General features: G+C 43.2%; 22 protein-coding genes. 21 read left to right on the top strand and 1 reads right to left on the bottom strand.

Annotated elements, in window-relative coordinates:
* Positions 1-7: 7 nt before the first annotated feature.
* Positions 8-601, top strand: a complete 594-nt coding sequence (gene lhaT / locus DER53_RS15485; RefSeq protein WP_062752704.1) for a lipoprotein heptaprenylglyceryl N-acetyltransferase LhaT — start codon at positions 8-10, stop codon at positions 599-601.
* Positions 602-659: 58 nt separating this feature from the next.
* Entirely contained in the window at positions 660-1,448 is a 789-nt protein-coding gene (ypjB, locus tag DER53_RS15480) for a sporulation protein YpjB (RefSeq protein ID WP_015864262.1), read from the top strand.
* A gap of 29 nt (positions 1,449-1,477) precedes the next feature.
* Here the strand turns inward: ypjB and DER53_RS15475 are convergent, their stop codons facing one another.
* Positions 1,478-2,347: a YitT family protein gene (locus tag DER53_RS15475; RefSeq protein WP_062678517.1), complete on the bottom strand. Its 870-nt coding sequence runs from the start codon at positions 2,345-2,347 to the stop codon at positions 1,478-1,480.
* Between the two features lie 143 nt (positions 2,348-2,490).
* Here DER53_RS15475 and DER53_RS15470 point away from each other — a divergent pair, with 143 nt between their 5' ends.
* The 19 genes from DER53_RS15470 (at position 2,491) to DER53_RS15385 (ending at position 18,851) form a co-directional block, all read left to right on the top strand.
* A complete protein-coding gene (locus DER53_RS15470) occupies positions 2,491-2,829 on the top strand; it encodes a nucleotide pyrophosphohydrolase (RefSeq protein WP_015864260.1) in 339 nt (112 codons plus the stop codon).
* Positions 2,829-3,629, top strand: a complete 801-nt coding sequence (dapB, locus tag DER53_RS15465; RefSeq protein WP_015864259.1) for a 4-hydroxy-tetrahydrodipicolinate reductase — start codon at positions 2,829-2,831, stop codon at positions 3,627-3,629. Before DER53_RS15470 ends, dapB begins: the two co-directional genes overlap by 1 nt.
* 26 nt (positions 3,630-3,655) lie before the next feature.
* Positions 3,656-4,078: a methylglyoxal synthase gene (gene mgsA, locus DER53_RS15460; protein WP_015864258.1), complete on the top strand. Its 423-nt coding sequence runs from the start codon at positions 3,656-3,658 to the stop codon at positions 4,076-4,078.
* Positions 4,068-4,778 carry a bacillithiol biosynthesis deacetylase BshB1 gene (gene bshB1 / locus DER53_RS15455; protein WP_062752702.1) on the top strand — a complete coding sequence of 237 codons (711 nt, stop codon included), beginning with the start codon at positions 4,068-4,070 and terminating at the stop codon, positions 4,776-4,778. Before mgsA ends, bshB1 begins: the two co-directional genes overlap by 11 nt.
* Before the next feature lie 2 nt (positions 4,779-4,780).
* Positions 4,781-5,908 (top strand): N-acetyl-alpha-D-glucosaminyl L-malate synthase BshA, encoded by a 1,128-nt coding sequence (bshA, locus tag DER53_RS15450; RefSeq protein ID WP_015864256.1) that lies wholly within the window; start codon positions 4,781-4,783, stop codon positions 5,906-5,908.
* A 4-nt stretch (positions 5,909-5,912) separates the two neighbouring features.
* On the top strand, positions 5,913-7,127 hold the full coding sequence (locus DER53_RS15445) for a CCA tRNA nucleotidyltransferase (RefSeq protein WP_062752700.1): 1,215 nt from the start codon (positions 5,913-5,915) through the stop codon (positions 7,125-7,127).
* A complete protein-coding gene (locus DER53_RS15440; RefSeq protein ID WP_062752698.1) occupies positions 7,085-8,074 on the top strand; it encodes a biotin--[acetyl-CoA-carboxylase] ligase in 990 nt (329 codons plus the stop codon). The genes DER53_RS15445 and DER53_RS15440 overlap by 43 nt, the downstream gene beginning before the upstream one ends.
* 263 nt (positions 8,075-8,337) lie before the next feature.
* Positions 8,338-9,177: a 3-methyl-2-oxobutanoate hydroxymethyltransferase gene (gene panB, locus DER53_RS15435; RefSeq protein ID WP_062678516.1), complete on the top strand. Its 840-nt coding sequence runs from the start codon at positions 8,338-8,340 to the stop codon at positions 9,175-9,177.
* Positions 9,174-10,022 (top strand): pantoate--beta-alanine ligase, encoded by an 849-nt coding sequence (gene panC / locus DER53_RS15430; protein ID WP_015864252.1) that lies wholly within the window; start codon positions 9,174-9,176, stop codon positions 10,020-10,022. Before panB ends, panC begins: the two co-directional genes overlap by 4 nt.
* Before the next feature lie 42 nt (positions 10,023-10,064).
* A complete protein-coding gene (gene panD / locus DER53_RS15425; RefSeq protein ID WP_015864251.1) occupies positions 10,065-10,448 on the top strand; it encodes an aspartate 1-decarboxylase in 384 nt (127 codons plus the stop codon).
* Positions 10,449-10,519: 71 nt separating this feature from the next.
* Positions 10,520-13,285: an ATP-dependent DNA helicase DinG gene (gene dinG, locus DER53_RS15420; RefSeq protein ID WP_062752696.1), complete on the top strand. Its 2,766-nt coding sequence runs from the start codon at positions 10,520-10,522 to the stop codon at positions 13,283-13,285.
* 271 nt (positions 13,286-13,556) lie between these two features.
* Positions 13,557-13,727 carry a YpmA family protein gene (locus DER53_RS15415; RefSeq protein ID WP_073967870.1) on the top strand — a complete coding sequence of 57 codons (171 nt, stop codon included), beginning with the start codon at positions 13,557-13,559 and terminating at the stop codon, positions 13,725-13,727.
* Positions 13,728-13,739: 12 nt separating this feature from the next.
* A complete protein-coding gene (locus DER53_RS17500) occupies positions 13,740-13,949 on the top strand; it encodes a DUF5590 domain-containing protein (protein ID WP_244319617.1) in 210 nt (69 codons plus the stop codon).
* On the top strand, positions 13,930-14,217 hold the full coding sequence (locus DER53_RS17495) for a PepSY domain-containing protein (protein ID WP_244319616.1): 288 nt from the start codon (positions 13,930-13,932) through the stop codon (positions 14,215-14,217). The genes DER53_RS17500 and DER53_RS17495 overlap by 20 nt, the downstream gene beginning before the upstream one ends.
* A gap of 21 nt (positions 14,218-14,238) precedes the next feature.
* Entirely contained in the window at positions 14,239-15,429 is a 1,191-nt protein-coding gene (locus DER53_RS15405; protein WP_062752694.1) for a pyridoxal phosphate-dependent aminotransferase, read from the top strand.
* A gap of 145 nt (positions 15,430-15,574) precedes the next feature.
* A complete protein-coding gene (gene asnS / locus DER53_RS15400) occupies positions 15,575-16,867 on the top strand; it encodes an asparagine--tRNA ligase (RefSeq protein ID WP_062753186.1) in 1,293 nt (430 codons plus the stop codon).
* 66 nt (positions 16,868-16,933) lie between these two features.
* On the top strand, positions 16,934-17,641 hold the full coding sequence (locus DER53_RS15395) for a DnaD domain-containing protein (protein ID WP_062752692.1): 708 nt from the start codon (positions 16,934-16,936) through the stop codon (positions 17,639-17,641).
* A gap of 51 nt (positions 17,642-17,692) precedes the next feature.
* Positions 17,693-18,364, top strand: coding sequence for an endonuclease III (gene nth / locus DER53_RS15390; RefSeq protein ID WP_062752690.1), 672 nt, complete (start codon positions 17,693-17,695; stop codon positions 18,362-18,364).
* Positions 18,345-18,851, top strand: a complete 507-nt coding sequence (locus DER53_RS15385) for a YpoC family protein (RefSeq protein ID WP_309218289.1) — start codon at positions 18,345-18,347, stop codon at positions 18,849-18,851. Before nth ends, DER53_RS15385 begins: the two co-directional genes overlap by 20 nt.
* Positions 18,852-18,871: the final 20 nt, after the last annotated feature.

Genomic DNA, 18,871 nt, shown 5'->3' with positions numbered 1-18,871 from the left:
TGTATTCATGAAATGGGTTTTTCCGTTGCTTGCCCATCGTTCCGTGTTATGGCTTTTGCTTATAGTCAACGTGATCGGGACGATTTACGGATATATATGGTATCGTTATCAATTAGCGGAGACGCCGCCAATTTTTTTGCCGTTTGTTCCAGATAGCCCAACCGCAAGTTTATTTTTTGTGCTAGTTCTGATTGCGTTTTTGCTCGGCCGTCATTTTCCGCTGCTTGAAGCGTTGGCAATCGTGACATTAGTGAAGTATGGCGTTTGGGCGGTCGTGATGAACTTGTTAGTATGGAAAGTGACGGGAACGCTTGATGTCGCAGGATGGATGTTAATCATTTCTCACGGAGCCATGGCGGTCGAAGGAATATTATATGCTCCGTTTTATCGGTTTCGCTTGCCTCATTTAGCGTTCGCGGCGGTTTGGACGTTACATAATGACATCATCGATTATGTTTTTGGAATGATGCCGCGTTACAGCGTTTTAAATCAATATATGCCGCCAATCGGCTATTTTACGTTTTGGCTTAGTATCATTTCGATCGCGATTAGTTATATGTTATGTGTACGAAAAGGGAGACTTTTTCTTTCATTAAATTAATGGTCTACTCTTGTCCACTCCTTCATACATTGTAATAGTTAATGGAGGAGGGACAAGAATGAAGCGAATATGGCTATTTGCTTTTATCACGCTCATTTGTTTATTTCCATCGCATAATTACGCCGCCGAAAATGATGGCGGTTGGAAAAAACTAGATCAAATTTCTGATCAAGCGTTACAGTTGGCGAAAAATGGACGTTTCGAAGAAGCAAAGGAAGTATTGACGTATTTTTCCGATCAGTTTTTTCAAATGAACGCCCGGGACCGGCTTAAAACAGCAGATGAACTTCGCGCGATCACGATTACTCACGAAAATGCGCTGAAAACGGTAACAGCATCCTCATTGCCGGAGGAGGAAAGAATTGATAAAGTAACACAGTTTCGCCTTGTCGTTGATGCGATTCATTCGACACATCAACCTCTTTGGTCAGAGATGGAAACAACAGTGATGGGGTCGTTTGATCAGCTTGAGAAAGCGGTAGAACAAGGAAAAGAGGAAGCATTTACCGCCTCTCTGCGTCAATTTTTAAACCATTATGAGCTGATTGAGCCAAGCGTCAAAATTGATGTGCAGCCTGAGGAAGCGAAAAAAATAGATAAAGAGATTGAAATGTTGCAAACACCGGCATTTCAACAATTAAGCCAAGAAGATCAGCAAAAACATTTAAAAAATATGCGCGCAGACTTACAGACGTTATTTGACGGCGTCAAAAAAGATGAAGCCGATCCATCTTTAATATGGGTGATCATTTCTACCGGAGGAATGATTGTATTGACACTATCTTATGTTGGATGGCGGAAATATCGCGGGGAGAAAGAAAAAAACCGCACCCATGAAAATGAATAGGGAAAAGAGGGGGCGAGTGACGCCCCTTTTTATTGTTCTAGCGGCTGCTTCCGTTCATCGAGTGTGAAACCTTCACCAAGCACATCATGGACGTCGGTGACAGCGACAAACGCATGGGGATCAACGGAAATAATGACGTTTTTTAAACGAGGCAGTTCGTTTTTCGCCACCACGCAATATAATACATCCCGATCGCGTTTCGTATAAGAGCCCCGCCCTTTTAAAATCGTTACGCCGCGATCCATTTCCGTTAAAATTTTGCTGGCAATTTCCTCGCTTTTTTCTGAAATAATCGTTGCTCCCTTCGCCGCATATCCACCTTCCTGCATAAAGTCGATGACGCGGGCGGCGATAAACACTGCAACGAGCGTATACATTGCCTCGCGGTAAGAAAGGTAAAGCAATGAAAGAGTAATAACGGCGGCATCAAACGTAAACATCGTTTTTCCCATGCTAATCCCTTTATATTTATGGACAAGTCGCGCGATAATGTCGACGCCGCCTGTGGTTCCGCCGTAACGGAAAATAATGCCCAGACCGACGCCGATAAATACGCCAGCAAATAACGCCGCTAGCGTCATATCATGCTTTAGCGGCATATGAATGGCGTAACGTTGAAAAATCCAGAGGAAAAGAGAAAGGCCTACCGTTCCGATAATCGTATATAAAAACGAATTGCGCCCAAGCAATTTCCAACCGATAAAGAAGAGAGGAATGTTTAACGCTAAGTTTGTAATGGATGGATCCATGTCAAATAAAAAGTAGAGAAGCAGCGTAATTCCTGTAAAGCCGCCTTCTGCTAAATTATTTTGCATGTTGAAATGGACAAGTCCAAACGCAAAAATGGCAGCACCAAGTAAAATGAAAATAATATTTTTTATTTTTAGCCCGAAAATCATATGGCTACCTCCGTTTTCATAGTAGTCAGCGTCCTTAATTATAGATGAAGTTGTTTGTATAAGCAATGTGCGCGCGTTAGGCGCAAAAATATTTGTCAAAAACGTTGCTTTTAGCTAACATGAAAACATGAGAGGTGACGTTTATGCAAGAAAAGACGATGAAGCAGCTGCAACAAGAGGTAGACGAATATATTAGCCAATTTAAAGAAGGGTATTTCAGCCCGCTCGCCATGCTTGCGAGACTTACCGAAGAGCTTGGCGAATTGGCGCGGGAAGTGAATCATTATTATGGCGAAAAGCCGAAAAAACAGACGGAAAAGGAAAAAACCATTGAAGAAGAGCTAGGGGATTTGCTATTTGTCCTTATCTGTTTTGCCAACTCTCTCCATATCGATTTGCAACAAGCACATGATATGGTGATGGAAAAGTTTCGTACCCGTGATAAAAACCGCTGGACGCGAAAAGAAGAGGAGGAAGCATAATGGAGACAATCCGTATCGTCATTGCCGGTCCGCGTGGCCGAATGGGACGCGAAGCGGTTTCCCTTGTACAAAAGACCGATCATTTTCAGCTTGCTGCCGTCATTGACCGTAAAAATGACGGGGGAAATTTAGCGGATGTCGAAGGATTTTCCGGCATTCACGCCCCGATATATACCGATGCTGCCCGCTGTTTTGAAGAAATCAAACCGGATGTACTCATCGATTTAACGACACCGGAAGCAGGAAAAAAACATGCTGAAATCGCGCTTCGCTACGGAGTCCGTCCTGTCGTTGGCACGACCGGTTTTACGGATGAAGATATTCAACGTCTTACCACGTTAGCGGAAGAAAAAGGAATTGGAGCGATCATTGCGCCTAACTTTGCGATTGGGGCCATTTTAATGATGAAATTTGCGCAAATGGCGGCGAAATATTTTCCTGATGTTGAAATTATCGAATTACATCACGACCAAAAACTCGATGCTCCATCCGGAACCGCAGTGAAAACGGCACAGCTTATTTCGATGGTACGCCCGACAAAAAAACAAGGCCATCCGGATGAGAAAGAGACGCTTGCCGGAGCGCGCGGCGCGACATATGACGGCATACCGATTCATAGTGTCCGCCTCCCGGGGCTTATCGCTCATCAAGAAGTGATTTTCGGCGGAAATGGACAAGCATTAACGATTCGCCATGATTCGTTCAACCGCGCTTCGTTCATGTCTGGAGTAAAATTGTCAGTAGAAACAGTCATGAAATTGCATACGCTCGTATACGGTTTGGAACACATTATCGAGTAAAACGGCCACTAAGCGGGGGTGCTATCGTGAAGATCGCGTTAATCGCGCATGATAAAAAGAAAGCGGATATGATTGAGTTTGTTACTGCCTATCAGCCGATTTTAGAACAGCATGAATTGTATGCGACCGGGACAACAGGTCTTCGCATTCAAGAGGCGACAGGACTGAAAGTGCATCGCTTTCAATCAGGACCATATGGTGGAGATCAAGAAATTGGCGCAATGATTGCCCGCAATGAAATGGATATGGTGATATTTTTCCGTGATCCGCTGACCGCGCAACCGCATGAGCCGGATGTCAGCGCATTAATTCGTTTATGCGATGTATATTCGGTGCCGCTTGCGACAAATATGGGGACGGCGGAAATTTTAATTAAAGGGTTAGAGCGCGGCGATTTTGCATGGAGAAACATTGTTCGTGGAAGAAAAGGTGAAATAAATGGATTATGAGCAATTACATATGTTAGCATTCGGCGCTCATCCGGATGATGTCGAAATCGGGATGGGTGGAACGATTGCCAAATATGCCGAAAAAGGCTATCGCATTGGCATTTGCGATTTAACATTAGCCGAATTATCGTCAAACGGAACGGTGGAATTGCGGCAAAAAGAAGCAAGGGAGGCTGCGGATATATTAGGAGTGGCTACAAGAATAAATCTTGGCCTTCCGGACCGCGGCTTATATGTGACAGAAGAAGCGGTTAAAAGCATTGTTTCAGTGATTCGCCGATACCGCCCGCACGTTGTGTTTGCCCCTTATTGGGTGGACCGGCATCCGGATCATGGCCGTTGCGCACATCTTGTGGAAGAGGCGGTGTTTTCCGCTGGCATCCGCCGCTATAAAACAGAGCCGGACTTGCCGGCACATCGCGTTCATTCTGTCTATTACTATATGATTAATGCGTGGGAACGCCCGCATTTTGTCATCGATATTAGTGATACGATTGACAAAAAATTAGCCAGTTTGCGCGCTTATGAAAGCCAATTTACAAAAACAGCCGGTTCTGTTGATACACCGCTTACAGACGGCTATATTGAAATGGTGGAAAGCCGTGAGCGGTTATTAGGAAAAGAAGCTGGCGTGATGTTTGCGGAAGGATTTTTCGCAAAAAAACCACTTAAGATTGCCAATGATTTATTAGGAGTGTGACAATGAAGCTAAAAATAGGGATTGTTTGTTATCCAACAGTAGGCGGCTCTGGTGTCGTTGCGACCGAATTAGGGAAATTGCTGGCAGAAAAAGGGCATGAAATTCATTTTATTTCTTCGAGCATGCCGTTTCGTCTCAATAAAGTGTATGGCAACATTTATTATCATGAAGTGGGCGTCAATCAATATTCTGTATTTCAATATCCGCCATATGATTTAGCTCTGGCAAGCAAAATTGCTGAAGTGGCGAAGCGGGAGCGGCTCGATGTGTTGCATGCCCACTATGCCGTTCCGCATGCGGTTTGCGCTGTATTGGCGAAGCAAATGGTAGGCGGGAAATTAAAGATTGTTACGACATTGCACGGAACGGATATTACGGTGCTTGGATATGATCCATCGTTGAGCGATATGATTAAATTTGGAATTGAGCAATCAGATGTTGTCACCGCCGTTTCGAATGCGCTTGTCAAGCAGACGTATGAGCTTCTTGACGTACAAAAACCGATCCAAACCGTCTATAACTTTGTGGACGAGCGTGTATATCACAAAAAAAATGCCAATCATTTAAAGAAAGAATATGGGATTGATGAGAACGAAAAAGTCATCATTCATGTATCCAACTTTCGAAAAGTCAAGCGGGTTCCTGATGTTGTGCGCGCTTTTTCTCTCATTCGCAAGCATCTGCCTGCGAAACTGCTGCTTGTCGGCGATGGACCGGAAATGACTGTCGTCAGCCGCCTTGTGACAGAGCTTGGACTTAGTGATGATGTACGCTTTTTAGGAAAACAAGACAAGCTCGATGAATTATATTCGATTAGCGATGTGAAGATGCTATTATCAGAAAAAGAAAGCTTTGGTCTTGTGCTATTAGAAGCGATGGCCTGCGGCGTTCCTTGCATTGGTACGACGATCGGCGGCATTCCTGAAGTGATTGAAGACGGTAAAACAGGGTTTTTATGTGAGCTTGGAAATGTGGAAGAAGTGGCAAATAAAGCGCTTCGCATTTTAACAGACAAACATCTTCACATGTATATGGCCAAGCAGGCGGTTCAAACGGTATATCAAAAATTTTATTCGGAACAAATTGTGGAACAATATGAAGATATTTATTTTTCATTGGCAAAGGGGTGAGGTGATGAAAGAACCATTTCAAAAAGCGCTCGGCATTATTCAAACATTGCAGCAGCACGGATATGAAGCGTATTTTGTAGGCGGTGCGGTGCGCGATCTTTTATTAAATCGAGAAATTGGCGATATTGATATTGCTACATCCGCGCTGCCAGATGAAGTGATGCAATTATTTCCAAAAACGATTGATATCGGTTCGCAACACGGAACGGTAGTGGTTGTCCATAACGGAATTTCCTACGAAGTGACAACGTTTCGAACAGAAAGTGAATATGAAGATTATCGTCGGCCGGGGGCGGTTACGTTTGTCCGATCCCTTTATGAAGATTTACAGCGCCGTGATTTTACGATGAATGCGATCGCGATGGATGCAGAAGGAAAGTTGATCGATCCATTTGGAGGGCAAGAGGCGATTGCAAATCGTATCATTTGTACGGTCGGTGATCCAAAAGCGCGTTTTTCAGAAGATGCGTTAAGGATGATGCGCGCGATCCGGTTTGTTGGTCAATTAGGATTTTCCCTTGATGAAGAAACAAAGCAGGCGATTATAGAAAACGCTGCGCTTCTTGCCCATATTTCGGTGGAACGGATGACGATGGAGTTTGAAAAGCTGCTTGAGGGTCCGTTTGCCAGCCGAGCTTTGTCTTTACTAGTAGAAACAGGGTTGTTTTTATATTTACCGATGCTGCGTGACAAAGAGAATGAATTGCAGGCAGCTGCCCGCTATAATTGGAGGCTGCTTGATTCACGCGGGCAGCGGTGGGGATTTTTATGCTATATCCTTTGCGTCGATTCGGCCGCTGACTTTTTACGAGCGTGGAAGCTGCCGAATCGGCTGATCAAAGAAGTGGAGATGGCGTTACGGATTTTACAAACGATTCCTTCGAGCAGTGATTGGACGAAAGAGCGATTATTTGAATTCGGACTTGAGCATGCGATTGCCGCGGAAACGATTCGTTCAGTGGCAAGCGGCGAAAATGTGGAGGAACATCGAAAGAAATTGAACGAATTGTTTATGTCTCTTCCGATTAAAACAAAGAAAGAATTAGCAGTAAGCGGAAACGACATCATGAAATGGTTTGGCAAACCGGGAGGGCCTTGGGTAAAAGAGATATTGACACTCATTGAACGAGCGGTTATTCATGGAGAAGTAGATAATCATAAGGAGCGGATTCACGAATGGCTCATTCATCGCAATCTGATACGCGGAGAAAATTGTTAGAGCTATTTTCAGAGGCGAATGGAGATTTTATTTCTGGACAAAAAATTAGTGAAGTGCTAGGTTGTTCACGTACGGCTGTTTGGAAACATATCGAAGAATTGCGGAAAGAAGGGTTTGAATTAGAAGCGGTGCGCCGTCTCGGCTACCGCATTGTAAAAACTCCTGATAAAGTGACAGCAAATGAAATTCAACTTGGTTTAAAGACGGAAACGTTCGGCCGCTATATTCATTTTGAAGAGGAAGTAACATCTACGCAAAAGATCGCTTTGCGCCTTGCGTATGAAGGAGCAAAAGAAGGGACGCTTGTGATCGCGGAACAGCAAACGGCGGGACGCGGACGGATGGACCGCAAATGGTTTTCTCCAAAAGGAACGGGAATATGGATGAGTCTCATTTTGCGTCCGCCAATTCCGCCGCAAAAAGCGCCGCAGCTTACTTTGTTAACAGCAGTTGCGATTGCGCAAGCGATCCAAGAAAAAGCGAACATCGTCCCGGACATTAAATGGCCCAACGATATTTTAATCAATGGAAAAAAGTGTGTCGGTATTTTAACGGAACTGCAAGCAGACCCTGATCGGATTCATTCGGTGATTATCGGCATGGGCATTAATGTCAACCAAACATTGGATCAATTTCCAGAAGAAATTCGCACGATTGCTACATCGCTCGCCATTGAAAAAGGGGAGCGCATTCAACGTGCACAGCTGGTCCAAGAAATTCTGCTGCGGCTTGAAAGATTATATCAACAGTATTTACAATACGGCTTCCGTCCCATTAAACTATTATGGGAAGGATATGCGACAAGCATCGGAAAAGAAATTACCGCCCGAACGTTAAACGGGACGATCAAAGGAATTGCACTGGGCATTACCGATGAAGGTGTGCTTATGCTTGAAGATGAAGAAAAACATATCCATTATATTCACTCTGCCGATATTCAATCATAAACATTCATCTAGAAAAAATGTAACAATTTTGTTAAAATACGAACTAACAAGGAAATGGGCAGTATCTTTTGCGAAAGAACTGCACCGGGCAAGAAGGAACAATCAAATAAAAAACGATCTGCCTTGATCCTTAGAAGGACTTGGACAGAGGGATGAACTCAGCCGATTGCTGCGATAAGCGTCCTTCTTTCTCAAGGTAGAGAAAGAAGGTTTTTTTGTTCGGTGATTCATCTCCTCTGCGACAAAAGAGGAGGGAATAGATAATGAAAACGAAAACCGATTTTTTCAAAATGAAGCAAGAAAATGAACCAATTGTCATGCTGACTGCTTACGATTTCCCGTCGGCGAAACTGGCGGAGGCGGCGGGTGTTGACATGATTTTAGTCGGCGATTCGCTCGGAATGGTCGTTTTAGGGTATGATTCAACGATACCTGTTACCGTCGAAGATATGATTCATCATACGAAAGCGGTTCGTCGCGGAGCGCCGAATACGTTTATCGTAACCGATATGCCGTTTATGTCTTATCATTTATCCATGGAGGAAGCGCTCCGCAATGCTCAACGCATAATGCAAGAATCAGGAGCGAACGCAGTGAAAGTGGAAGGCGCCGATGACGTTGTAAACGTTATTCGCGCCTTTACAAAAGCAGGGGTTCCAGTTGTTGCCCATCTTGGACTTACTCCGCAGTCTGTTGGAGTGCTTGGTGGTTATAAAGTGCAGGGGAAAGATGCGGAAAGCGCACGAAAATTAATAGAAGACGCTAAGTTATGCGAGGAAGCCGGCGCAATCGCCCTCGTTTTGGAATGTGTGCCGAAACAAATTGCCGCGGAAATAACGAAACAGTTGACGATTCCAACGATCGGTATCGGCGCTGGTGACGAAGTGGATGGCCAAGTGCTAGTATATCATGATGTTCTTGGATATGGGGTAGATCGTGTTCCAAAATTTGTAAAAAAATACGCTAATATTCAAGAAACCATTTCTCACGCGCTCGCAAATTACATCGCTGATGTGAAATTACGGCAGTTTCCAGAAGCCGCTCATATGTTTACGATGAAAGAAGAAGAATGGATTGCGCTATATGGGGGAAAACGAACATGATTGTGACAACGAAAATACAGGATATGCAAACCATGATGCAGCAATATCGCCTTGAAGGAAAAACGATCGGTTTTGTACCGACAATGGGGTATTTGCATGAGGGGCATATTGCTCTGTTAAAAAAGGCGCGCGAGGAAAATGATATCGTTGCATTAAGCGTTTTTGTGAATCCGCTTCAGTTCGGTCCAAATGAAGACTTTGCGCGATACCCGCGCGATATAGAACGTGATGAGCGCATTGCAAAAGAAAACGGTGTAGACGTTTTCTTCTGCCCTAGTGTAGAGGAAATGTATCCACACCCATTGAGCGTACAAGTGACCGTGAAAGAACGCGTTGATGTGCTTTGCGGAAAATCAAGACCCGGTCATTTCGATGGAGTGGCTACCGTTTTAACGAAATTATTTCATATTGTCATGCCGACCCGTGCTTATTTTGGAATGAAGGATGCGCAGCAAGTTGCTGTTGTGGATGGACTTATTCGGGATTTTCATTTTCCGATCGAATTAGTGGCTGTGCCGACCGTTCGCGAAGAAGACGGCCTTGCAAAAAGCTCTCGTAATGTTTACTTATCGCCGGAAGAACGGAAGGAGGCGCCGGCGTTATATCAAGCGCTGCAGCAGGCAAAAACAGCGATTGAGAACGGAGAGCGCAATCCAGAGACGATTTGTGCATTAGTGAAAAATTATATTCAAACACATACACATGCAGAGATTGATTATGTAGAAGTTTATTCTTACCCAGATTTAAAGCCGCTTGAAAAGCTGCATGGAAAAGTGATTATCGCGGTTGCGGTTCGCTTTGCAAGCGCTCGCCTCATCGATAATATTACACTGGACATCGTGTAATTATGATTTTGCAATTTGCTTTCTTTAGGAGGGGATTTCTTCATGTTTCGTACATTAATGAACGCGAAAATTCATCGCGCACGTGTAACAGAAGCAAATTTGAACTACGTTGGCAGCATTACGATCGATGCCGATATTTTAGATGCGGTCGGCATGGTGCCTAATGAAAAAGTGCAAATTGTCAACAATAATAACGGGGCGCGATTTGAAACATATATTATTCCTGGTGAACGCGGCAGCGGAGTATTTTGTTTAAATGGCGCAGCTGCTCGTCTTGTGCAAAAGGGTGATATCATTATTGTTATTTCTTATGCGATCGTTCCTGAGGAAAAAATTGCCCAGCATCGTCCGAAAATTGCCATTATGGACGAGAACAACCGCATTCAGCAGCTGATTGTGGAAGAACCGGCACATACCGTTTTATAAAGGGAGAGGGGGCTGTTTTGATAGCGAAAGGGAGCCCCCTTTCGTTACGCTTTTTATTTTGAGGTGACAACATGAAAGACCGTTTTGTCATTATTGATTTAGAAACAACGGGGAATGTTCCGAAAAAAGGCGACCGCATCATTCAGCTTGGCATGGTGGTCATTGAGAACGGGCAAATTGTTGATCGTTTCTCTAGTTTTTTTAATCCAGAACGAGACATTCCTCCATTTGTTCAGCAATTAACAAATATTACTGAACAAATGGTCGCGGATGCACCTAGTTTTGCTGAGGAAGCTGCAAAAGTGGCTGACATGTTGCAACAGTCTTATTTTGTTGCTCATAACGTCTCTTTTGATTTGCAGTTTTTGCAGGAAGAATTACATATGGCAGGATTGCCCCCGTTTTCAGGACCAACGATTGATACGGTCGAACTTGCTCGCATTGTCTTTCCGACTGCCGAAAGCTATAAATTAGGAGATTTAGCAAAACAGCTGCATATTGACCATGACCAGCCGCATCAAGCCGATAGCGATGCGGAAGTGACAGCTAAATTGTTCATTGCGTTACTGAACCGTTTGCGTCAACTGCCGCTTATAACATTGCAGCATCTAAAGAGATTGTCTCCTTATCTTAAAAGTGATTTATATCCATTGTTAGACAATATCATTATGGAAAAGATGGCGTCTTTAGCGGATGAAAAGTCGTATATATTTTACCGCGGCATTGCGCTGAAAAAACCTGTTTCGATGCAAAGAAAAGAGGAAGATCATCATAAAGACGCCTCATTTGCCGCGTTTTTTGCTGGCCCGCATACGCTTCCGCTTGATCATTATGAAAGACGAGATGGGCAATGGGAAATGATGAAGCTCGTTTATGAGGCGCTCGAAACGTCTCAGCACGCTTTAATCGAAGCGGGGACAGGAATTGGCAAATCGCTGGCGTATTTAATTCCAAGCGCTTTTTTTGCATATGAACAGCAAAAACGTGTTGTGATTAGTACACATACGCTTCAGTTGCAACAGCAGCTTCTTGAACGGGATATTCCTTTTTTAAAAGCGGTCGTTCCGTTTCCGCTTCGCGTAGCGGTGCTGAAAGGAAAGCGCAATTATCTTTCATTGGACAAGTTCATCGCTTTTTTGCAGGAACATCATCAAAATTACGATGTTGTGTTATTAAAATGTCAGCTTCTTGTTTGGTTGACGCAAACGGAAACGGGAGATATGGATGAATTGAATGCATCGTCCGGCGCGCGTTTATTTTGGCCGCTGTTAGTTATGGATGAGGAAGATAATGGCGGCAAATATAATTTCTTTTGGAGAGCGAAGCAGCGAGCGGAAGAAGCTCATATTGTGATTACGAATCACGCTTTTTTATTGCATGATGTTACTGCTTCTACTCCGCTTCTGCCTGATTATGAGCATATGATTATTGATGAAGCGCATCATTTAGAAGAGGTAGCGTCCCATTATTTTGGGCAGCAAGTGGATTATGTTTCGATTCGTTTAATACTAACAAGAATTGGAAAAGTGAATGAAAATGGTTCGCTCGCAAAATTAATGAAATTATTTGCCGGGCGCCATTGGAATGCGGATAATCATTTTTTACGCTGCGGGCAGCTTGTAGAAGAGCTTCAGTTTGAATGTGATGAACTGTTTCGCATGATACGCCGTTATGCATTAGAAAGGAAATCAGCGGAATCTGGACGCTGCCGCTACCGATTTGAACCACAAAAAGAAAGCGGCCGCCAATGGAGTGCAATGAAAGAATTGCTTTGGCGCATCCGCGGCCATGTTGCCAACCTTGTCGATGAAACAAAACAGTTGCAAACGTTTTTTTCAGAAAACAACATGGAATCATCCATATCTGCCCAGCCCTATTCCTATTTTTCCGACGTTTCATCCTTGAACCAAATCATTGATACATTATACGATTTAATCGAAAGCGATGACCCAATGGTGGTCCGGTGGATTGAAGCGGAAGAAAAAGGAGCAGCTAATGCAACGGCTGTTTACTCACAGCCCATTCAGTTGGATGAATTTTTTGCCGAACGGCTGTTTATGCCGAAAAAAAGTATTGTGCTTACCTCGGCGACATTAACGATGAATGGCAGCTTTGCATATATAATATCCCGTTTTGGATTAAGCGATTTTTATCCGATTTGCCAAACGATTCCGTCTCCGTTTTCGTATAAAGAACAGGCAATGTTAATGATTCCAAGCGATTTTCCGCCGATTTCTTCTGTATCTTTGGAAGAATATGCTGCCGTAGTTGCTGAAGGGGTATCACAAATTGCCGAACGAATCAAAGGAAAAATGCTTGTTCTCTTTACGTCATATGAATTGCTCAAATTGACGGCAGCCGCGATGAAGATGGAGGAACGGAATGAAGACTATGTATTGATTGCTCAAGGGGTGCAAAGTGGGAGTGCGACAAAACTGACAAGAGCGTTTCAACAGTTTGATCAAGCCATTTTGTTTGGAACAAGCAATTTTTGGGAAGGCGTAGATTTGCCTGGTGACGAATTGTCGGTAGTAGTGATCGTCCGCTTGCCATTTGCACCTCCAGATGACCCGTTGATCGAAGCAAAAAGCGAGTATATTCGCGCTAAAGGCGGAAATCCTTTTTACGAGTTGTCTCTTCCGGAGGCTGTGCTTCGTTTTAAACAAGGATTTGGAAGACTAATTCGAACGAAAAAGGATAAAGGGGCGGTATTTGTTTTTGATCGCCGTCTTACATCTGCTTCATATGGAAAATACTTTTTAAACTCGTTACCGTCGCTTACGATTTATGAAGCATCGCTTGATCAACTTTTGCAAAAACTTGAAAAATGGCTATGATAAATGAGCGGAAAATGGCGCAATCTATAGCTAGGCTATCTTGATCCAATTACTGAAAAAAGCGCCTTGCCGCATGTGTATAAATGCAAAAGCAAGGCGCCTGTTAAAATTATGGTGTAGGTGGGCAATTTTTTATGAAATAAACAGGCAAACCTGTTATAATTAGTGAAGAAATACAACATGTCAAATTGTTGTTGTATTTGTATTGTTGCCGTTGTACCTTATTCATATAAGTAACAAAATTTGTGTCACACAGGAGGAAACGACGTAAATGGAAAGTAAAATTGAAGTGCTCGCTACCGTAAAAATCCAACATTCCGAGGACTTGTATAAAATTGTTGATTGTCTGAACCGAACATTGAAACGAGACAATCTTATGTTTGGACTAGCTTTGGATGAAAATGATAAAAAGCAGGCTATTTTTACTATTTATCGCACGTAAGATGTGATGGAAATGAAAAAATGGGGCGTTTTACTTTTCATTTTTTTATGCCTTGGAGTTTGGCAGGCGATATCCGTTTATCAAGATGCTTTGATGCCGAAACAGTCATTGGAGGAAAAAGCGTTAGAACGCGCGAAAGAAAAAATTGCTTTCACGCAGATTGAGCGCACTTATACATACTATGGCGAAAAAAACTTATATTGTGTTTATCGGCAAGAATAAGCAAGGGAAAAAATATATTGTTTGGGTTCCAGAAAAGAAAGGGAAAATTGTTATAAAACGAGCGAAAAGCGGTATTACGGAATCGGAAGCGATCGCAAAATTAAAAGCGGAGCGTCATCCGAAAAAGCTCATTTCCGCTAAGCTTGGTATGGAAAAGGGCGTACCTCTTTGGGAGTTGACATATATTGATCAATATGATCGCTATTCGTTTTACTACTTAAGTTTTACTGACGGAACATTTTTAAAGAGGTACAGCTTTCAACAATGACGCAATTAGGGGGAAGAAACGATGAAACTTTCAAAAAGGGTTGCTTCACTCACGCCATCCGCGACATTAGCAATTACGGCAAAGGCAAAAGAACTAAAAGCAGCAGGCTATGATGTGATCGGCTTAGGCGCGGGCGAGCCGGATTTTAACACGCCGCAGCATATTATTGACGCAGCCGTAAAGGCGATGAATGAAGGATATACGAAATATACGCCATCAGGTGGTCTGCCAGCTCTAAAGGAAGAAATTATTAAGAAGTTCGAAAAAGATCAGCAGCTTCGTTATGAGCCGTCAGAAATTATTGTTTGTGTTGGAGCAAAATACGCGTTGTATACATTGTTTCAAGCTATTTTAGACGAAGGGGATGAAGTGATCATCCCGACTCCATATTGGGTTAGCTATCCAGAGCAAGTGAAGCTTGCTGGCGGTGTGCCAGTTTATGTCGAGGGGCTGGAAGAAAATCAATTTAAAATCACACCAGAACAGTTAAAAGCGGCGATTACGGAGCGGACAAAAGCGGTGATTATCAATTCGCCAAGCAATCCGACGGGAATGATTTATACGGAAGAGGAGTTAAAAGCGCTTGGCGAAGTTTGCTTAGAGCATGACATTTTGGTCGTTTCCGATGAAATTTATGAGAAATTGGTGTACGGAAACGCGAGACACGTATCGATCGCGCAATTGTCGCCGGAGTTAAAAGCGCAAACCGTCATCATTAATGGCTTGTCCAAATCGCATTCAATGACGGGATGGCGGATTGGATATGCGGCGGGAAATAAAGAAATTATCAAGGCGATGACCAATCTTGCCAGCCATAGCACATCCAACCCGACCTCGATTGCGCAATATGCGGCCATTGCCGCGTACAGCGGCCCACAAGAGCCGATGGAAGAAATGCGCAAAGCGTTTGAAGAACGATTAAATATTATTTACGAAAAACTGATCCAAATTCCAGGGTTTACTTGTGTGAAACCACAAGGGGCGTTTTATTTGTTCCCGAACGCTCGTGAAGCGGCGCAAATGGCTGGTTATGATACGGTGGACCAATTGGTTGAAGCACTGTTGGAAGAGGCAAACGTTGCGCTTGTACCAGGCTCTGGATTTGGCGCGCCAGACAATGTTCGTTTGTCTTATGCCACTTCGCTCGATGTATTGGAAAAAGCGGTGGAACGCATCAAACAGTTTATGGAACAAAAACTTCAGCGCTCATGATCAAAAAGCGGCTTTGCTTATTGGCAGAGCCGCTTTCCTAATGAGGCGGAGTTCCTTTTCTATTGCTTCTCTTTTTGTCGAAATGTATAATATTGAATGATTGTACATACATTGTGTTGGAACAGATGTTGGAGGGAAAATGTACGTGAAAACAACGATTGCAGAGGTAAAAAATTACGTAGGACAAGAAGTAACCATTGGCGCTTGGCTTGCCAACAAGCGTTCTAGCGGAAAAATAGCCTTTTTGCAACTACGTGATGGGACAGGCTTTATTCAGGGAGTTGTCGAAAAATCAAAAGTAGCGGAAGACGTTTTTAAGATTGCCAAATCCATCACGCAAGAAACATCGTTATACGTCACAGGAACGGTGCGTGTCGATGAACGTTCTCCATTCGGTTATGAACTTTCCGTAACAAACTTAGAAATTATCCATGAAGCGGTTGATTATCCGATTACTCCGAAAGAACACGGCGTAGAGTTTTTAATGGACCATCGCCATCTTTGGCTTCGGTCGCGCCGTCAGCACGCGATTATGAAAATTCGTAATGAAGTGATTCGCGCAACATATGAATTTTTCAACAATCATGGCTTTGTGAAAGTCGATCCGCCAATTTTGACTGGCAGTGCGCCGGAAGGAACGACGGAATTATTTCATACGAAATATTTTGATGAGGACGCCTATTTGTCACAAAGCGGCCAACTATACATGGAAGCAGCGGCAATGGCGCTCGGTAAAGTATTTTCGTTCGGCCCGACATTTCGTGCCGAAAAATCCAAAACGCGCCGCCATTTAATTGAATTTTGGATGATTGAACCAGAAATGGCATTTTACGAATTCGAAGATAACTTAAAACTTCAAGAGGAATACGTTTCGCATATCGTTCAATCTGTATTGAAAAATTGCCAACTAGAGTTAAAAACATTAGGACGTGACACGACGAAGCTCGAGCTTGTAAAACCGCCATTCCCGCGCATTACATACGATGAGGCGATCCAGCTTTTGCATGATAAAGGGTTTAACGACATTCAGTGGGGTGACGATTTTGGCGCACCTCATGAAACAGCGATTGCCGAAAGCTTTGATAAACCTGTATTTATTACGCATTATCCAACCACATTAAAACCATTTTATATGCAGCCGGACCCAAATCGTCCGGAAGTCGTGTTGTGTGCGGATTTAATTGCGCCAGAAGGCTACGGTGAAATTATTGGCGGCTCAGAGCGCATTCATGACTATGAACTATTAAAGCAACGCTTAGAAGAACATCATTTGCCGCTTGATGCGTATAAATGGTACTTAGAATTACGGCAATACGGTTCCGTGCCTCACTCTGGATTTGGACTTGGTCTAGAGCGTACCATTGCTTGGATTTGCGGCGTCGATCATGTTCGCGAAACGATTCCGTTTCCACGTTTGCTCAATCGTCTTTATCCGTAAGGAAATCCCCCGAAAAAGGGGGTTTTTTTATCCCGTTATGTTATACTATAGTTGAGGTGCATCCGTATGGATAAAAAGAAAATGGCCGAATGGCTGTCGCAAGGAAGTTTTGCCATTCCAAAATTATTGTTGAATCACTATAAACATCTCGGTTTGTCTGAAACAGAATTCGTGCTATTATTACATATGCATTCCTTTATCGAAGAAGGAATTTTATTTCCTACTCCAGCTGAGTTAGCCGAAAAAATGACGGTCACTCCTTCCGAGTGCATGGAAATGCTTCGTAAATTGCTGCAAAAAGGGTTTATTTCGATTGAAGAGCATATGGATGAGCGGGAGATTCGCAGTGAAAAATATTCGCTGCAGCCGCTTTGGGAAAAGCTTGTTCATTATTTATACGCCGAGTCGCTTAAAGAAGAAAAACAAGAGCGGCAAGAGGAAGAGGAAAGTTTGTATACGGTGTTTGAACAAGAATTTGGCCGTCCTCTCTCTCCGTTTGAATGTGAAACATTATCGATGTGGATTGACCAGGACGGGCATAGTCCGCTCATCATTAAAGCAGCGCTTCGTGAAGCGGTGTTATCAGGAAAATTGAATTTCCGCTATATTGATCGTATTTTATTTGAATGGAAAAAGAACGGAATTCGCACGATCGAGCAGGCGCAAAATTACGGAAGAAAATTCCGAAAACATCAGCAATCAACGAAGTCGATTCGTCCTGTGCAAAATGAATATAAACAAACGATCCCATTTTTTAATTGGCTGGATTCATAAGCGAGAGCATTGTCTCTCGTTTTTCTTTGCAAGGAGAAAGGAGAGGGTTTGATGCTTACGAAACAACAAATTCGCTATTGCTTGGATAAAATGGGAGAAATGTTTCCCGACGCACATTGTGAGTTAGTGCACCGGAATCCGTTTGAGTTATTAATTGCTGTCGTCTTATCCGCCCAATGTACGGACGCATTAGTCAATAAAGTAACAAAACATTTATTTGAAAAATACAAAACTCCAGAAGACTATGTATCTGTCCCTCTTGAAGAATTGCAGCAAGATATTCGCTCGATTGGTCTTTATCGCAACAAAGCGAAAAATATTCAAAAATTATGCGCGATATTAATGGAAAAATATAATGGAGAAGTGCCGAAAGATCGCGATGAGCTAATGAAATTACCGGGAGTTGGACGGAAAACGGCGAATGTGGTTGTTTCTGTCGCCTTTGGCATACCAGCCATTGCCGTGGATACGCATGTTGAGCGCGTCAGCAAACGGCTCGGTTTTTGCCGGTGGAATGATTCTGTGTTAGAAGTCGAGAAAACATTAATGAAAAAAATCCCAAAAGAAGAATGGTCCATTACACATCATCGCATGATTTTTTTTGGCCGTTATCATTGTAAAGCACAGTCTCCGCAATGTCACGTTTGTCCGCTTCTTGATTTATGCCGGGAAGGAAAAAAGCGAATGCGCAAAAGGGGGACAAATGATGCGCATACCAAATGAGTTTGTGCATCCATTGTTTTTTCGTGAAGGAGAAGTCATGAAAATAAAAGATGAGAAGCCTTTTCCGCATATGATGAAAATCGTTTATTTTTATTATGATATGATCGAACGCGAACCGTTTCCTTGGAGCAATATCGAACAATCGATTCCTGCAGTGCTTCAGTTGTGGAATGAGGAGAAAGAAATGTTAGAGGGCTGTTTTGCCAAGCGCGACCGGCGTTCTGCTCGCGCCCCAATGATTCGCGGGCTTTCTTATTTGCTTTCTTGTTTATTTTGGCTAAATGGAAGGCGAGTAAAAAACGTGCGTCATTGGCAAGAAGAAATACGTGCGCTGCCGCTGAAGCCGGTAAATTGTCCGGAACGACTTCAATTTGTTTTTGACCGTTGTGATATATATCATTCGTTTATTCAGTTGAGCGAATTATTTGAGGAAACAGCAAAATTAGCGTACAAACAAATGGCAATAAACAAAAGGATGTCTCGATAGGCGAGACATCCTTTTGTTTG

The sequence above is a fragment of the Parageobacillus toebii NBRC 107807 genome, assembly GCF_003688615.2.
Classification (GTDB): domain Bacteria; phylum Bacillota; class Bacilli; order Bacillales; family Anoxybacillaceae; genus Parageobacillus_B; species Parageobacillus_B toebii.
Note: the sequence above shows the minus strand (reverse complement) of the source record. Positions and strands in the feature narration are given on the sequence as shown.

Bases quoted from the DNA above. Each gene is read 5' to 3' on its own strand.
- DER53_RS15405 (WP_062752694.1), top strand. From the start codon at position 14,239: ATGAAACTTTCAAAAAGGGTTGCTTCACTCACGCCATCCGCGACATTA.
- lhaT (WP_062752704.1), top strand. From the start codon at position 8: ATGAAATGGGTTTTTCCGTTGCTTGCCCATCGTTCCGTGTTATGGCTT.
- dinG (WP_062752696.1), top strand. From the start codon at position 10,520: ATGAAAGACCGTTTTGTCATTATTGATTTAGAAACAACGGGGAATGTT.
- panD (WP_015864251.1), top strand. From the start codon at position 10,065: ATGTTTCGTACATTAATGAACGCGAAAATTCATCGCGCACGTGTAACA.
- panC (WP_015864252.1), top strand. From the start codon at position 9,174: ATGATTGTGACAACGAAAATACAGGATATGCAAACCATGATGCAGCAA.
- DER53_RS15385 (WP_309218289.1), top strand. From the start codon at position 18,345: ATGATGCGCATACCAAATGAGTTTGTGCATCCATTGTTTTTTCGTGAA.
- DER53_RS15395 (WP_062752692.1), top strand. From the start codon at position 16,934: ATGGATAAAAAGAAAATGGCCGAATGGCTGTCGCAAGGAAGTTTTGCC.
- DER53_RS15470 (WP_015864260.1), top strand. From the start codon at position 2,491: ATGCAAGAAAAGACGATGAAGCAGCTGCAACAAGAGGTAGACGAATAT.
- bshA (WP_015864256.1), top strand. From the start codon at position 4,781: ATGAAGCTAAAAATAGGGATTGTTTGTTATCCAACAGTAGGCGGCTCT.
- DER53_RS15415 (WP_073967870.1), top strand. From the start codon at position 13,557: ATGGAAAGTAAAATTGAAGTGCTCGCTACCGTAAAAATCCAACATTCC.
- DER53_RS15440 (WP_062752698.1), top strand. From the start codon at position 7,085: ATGGCTCATTCATCGCAATCTGATACGCGGAGAAAATTGTTAGAGCTA.
- DER53_RS15475 (WP_062678517.1), bottom strand. From the start codon at position 2,347: ATGATTTTCGGGCTAAAAATAAAAAATATTATTTTCATTTTACTTGGT.
- panB (WP_062678516.1), top strand. From the start codon at position 8,338: ATGAAAACGAAAACCGATTTTTTCAAAATGAAGCAAGAAAATGAACCA.
- DER53_RS15445 (WP_062752700.1), top strand. From the start codon at position 5,913: ATGAAAGAACCATTTCAAAAAGCGCTCGGCATTATTCAAACATTGCAG.
- DER53_RS17500 (WP_244319617.1), top strand. From the start codon at position 13,740: ATGAAAAAATGGGGCGTTTTACTTTTCATTTTTTTATGCCTTGGAGTT.
- dapB (WP_015864259.1), top strand. From the start codon at position 2,829: ATGGAGACAATCCGTATCGTCATTGCCGGTCCGCGTGGCCGAATGGGA.
- ypjB (WP_015864262.1), top strand. From the start codon at position 660: ATGAAGCGAATATGGCTATTTGCTTTTATCACGCTCATTTGTTTATTT.
- bshB1 (WP_062752702.1), top strand. From the start codon at position 4,068: ATGGATTATGAGCAATTACATATGTTAGCATTCGGCGCTCATCCGGAT.
- nth (WP_062752690.1), top strand. From the start codon at position 17,693: ATGCTTACGAAACAACAAATTCGCTATTGCTTGGATAAAATGGGAGAA.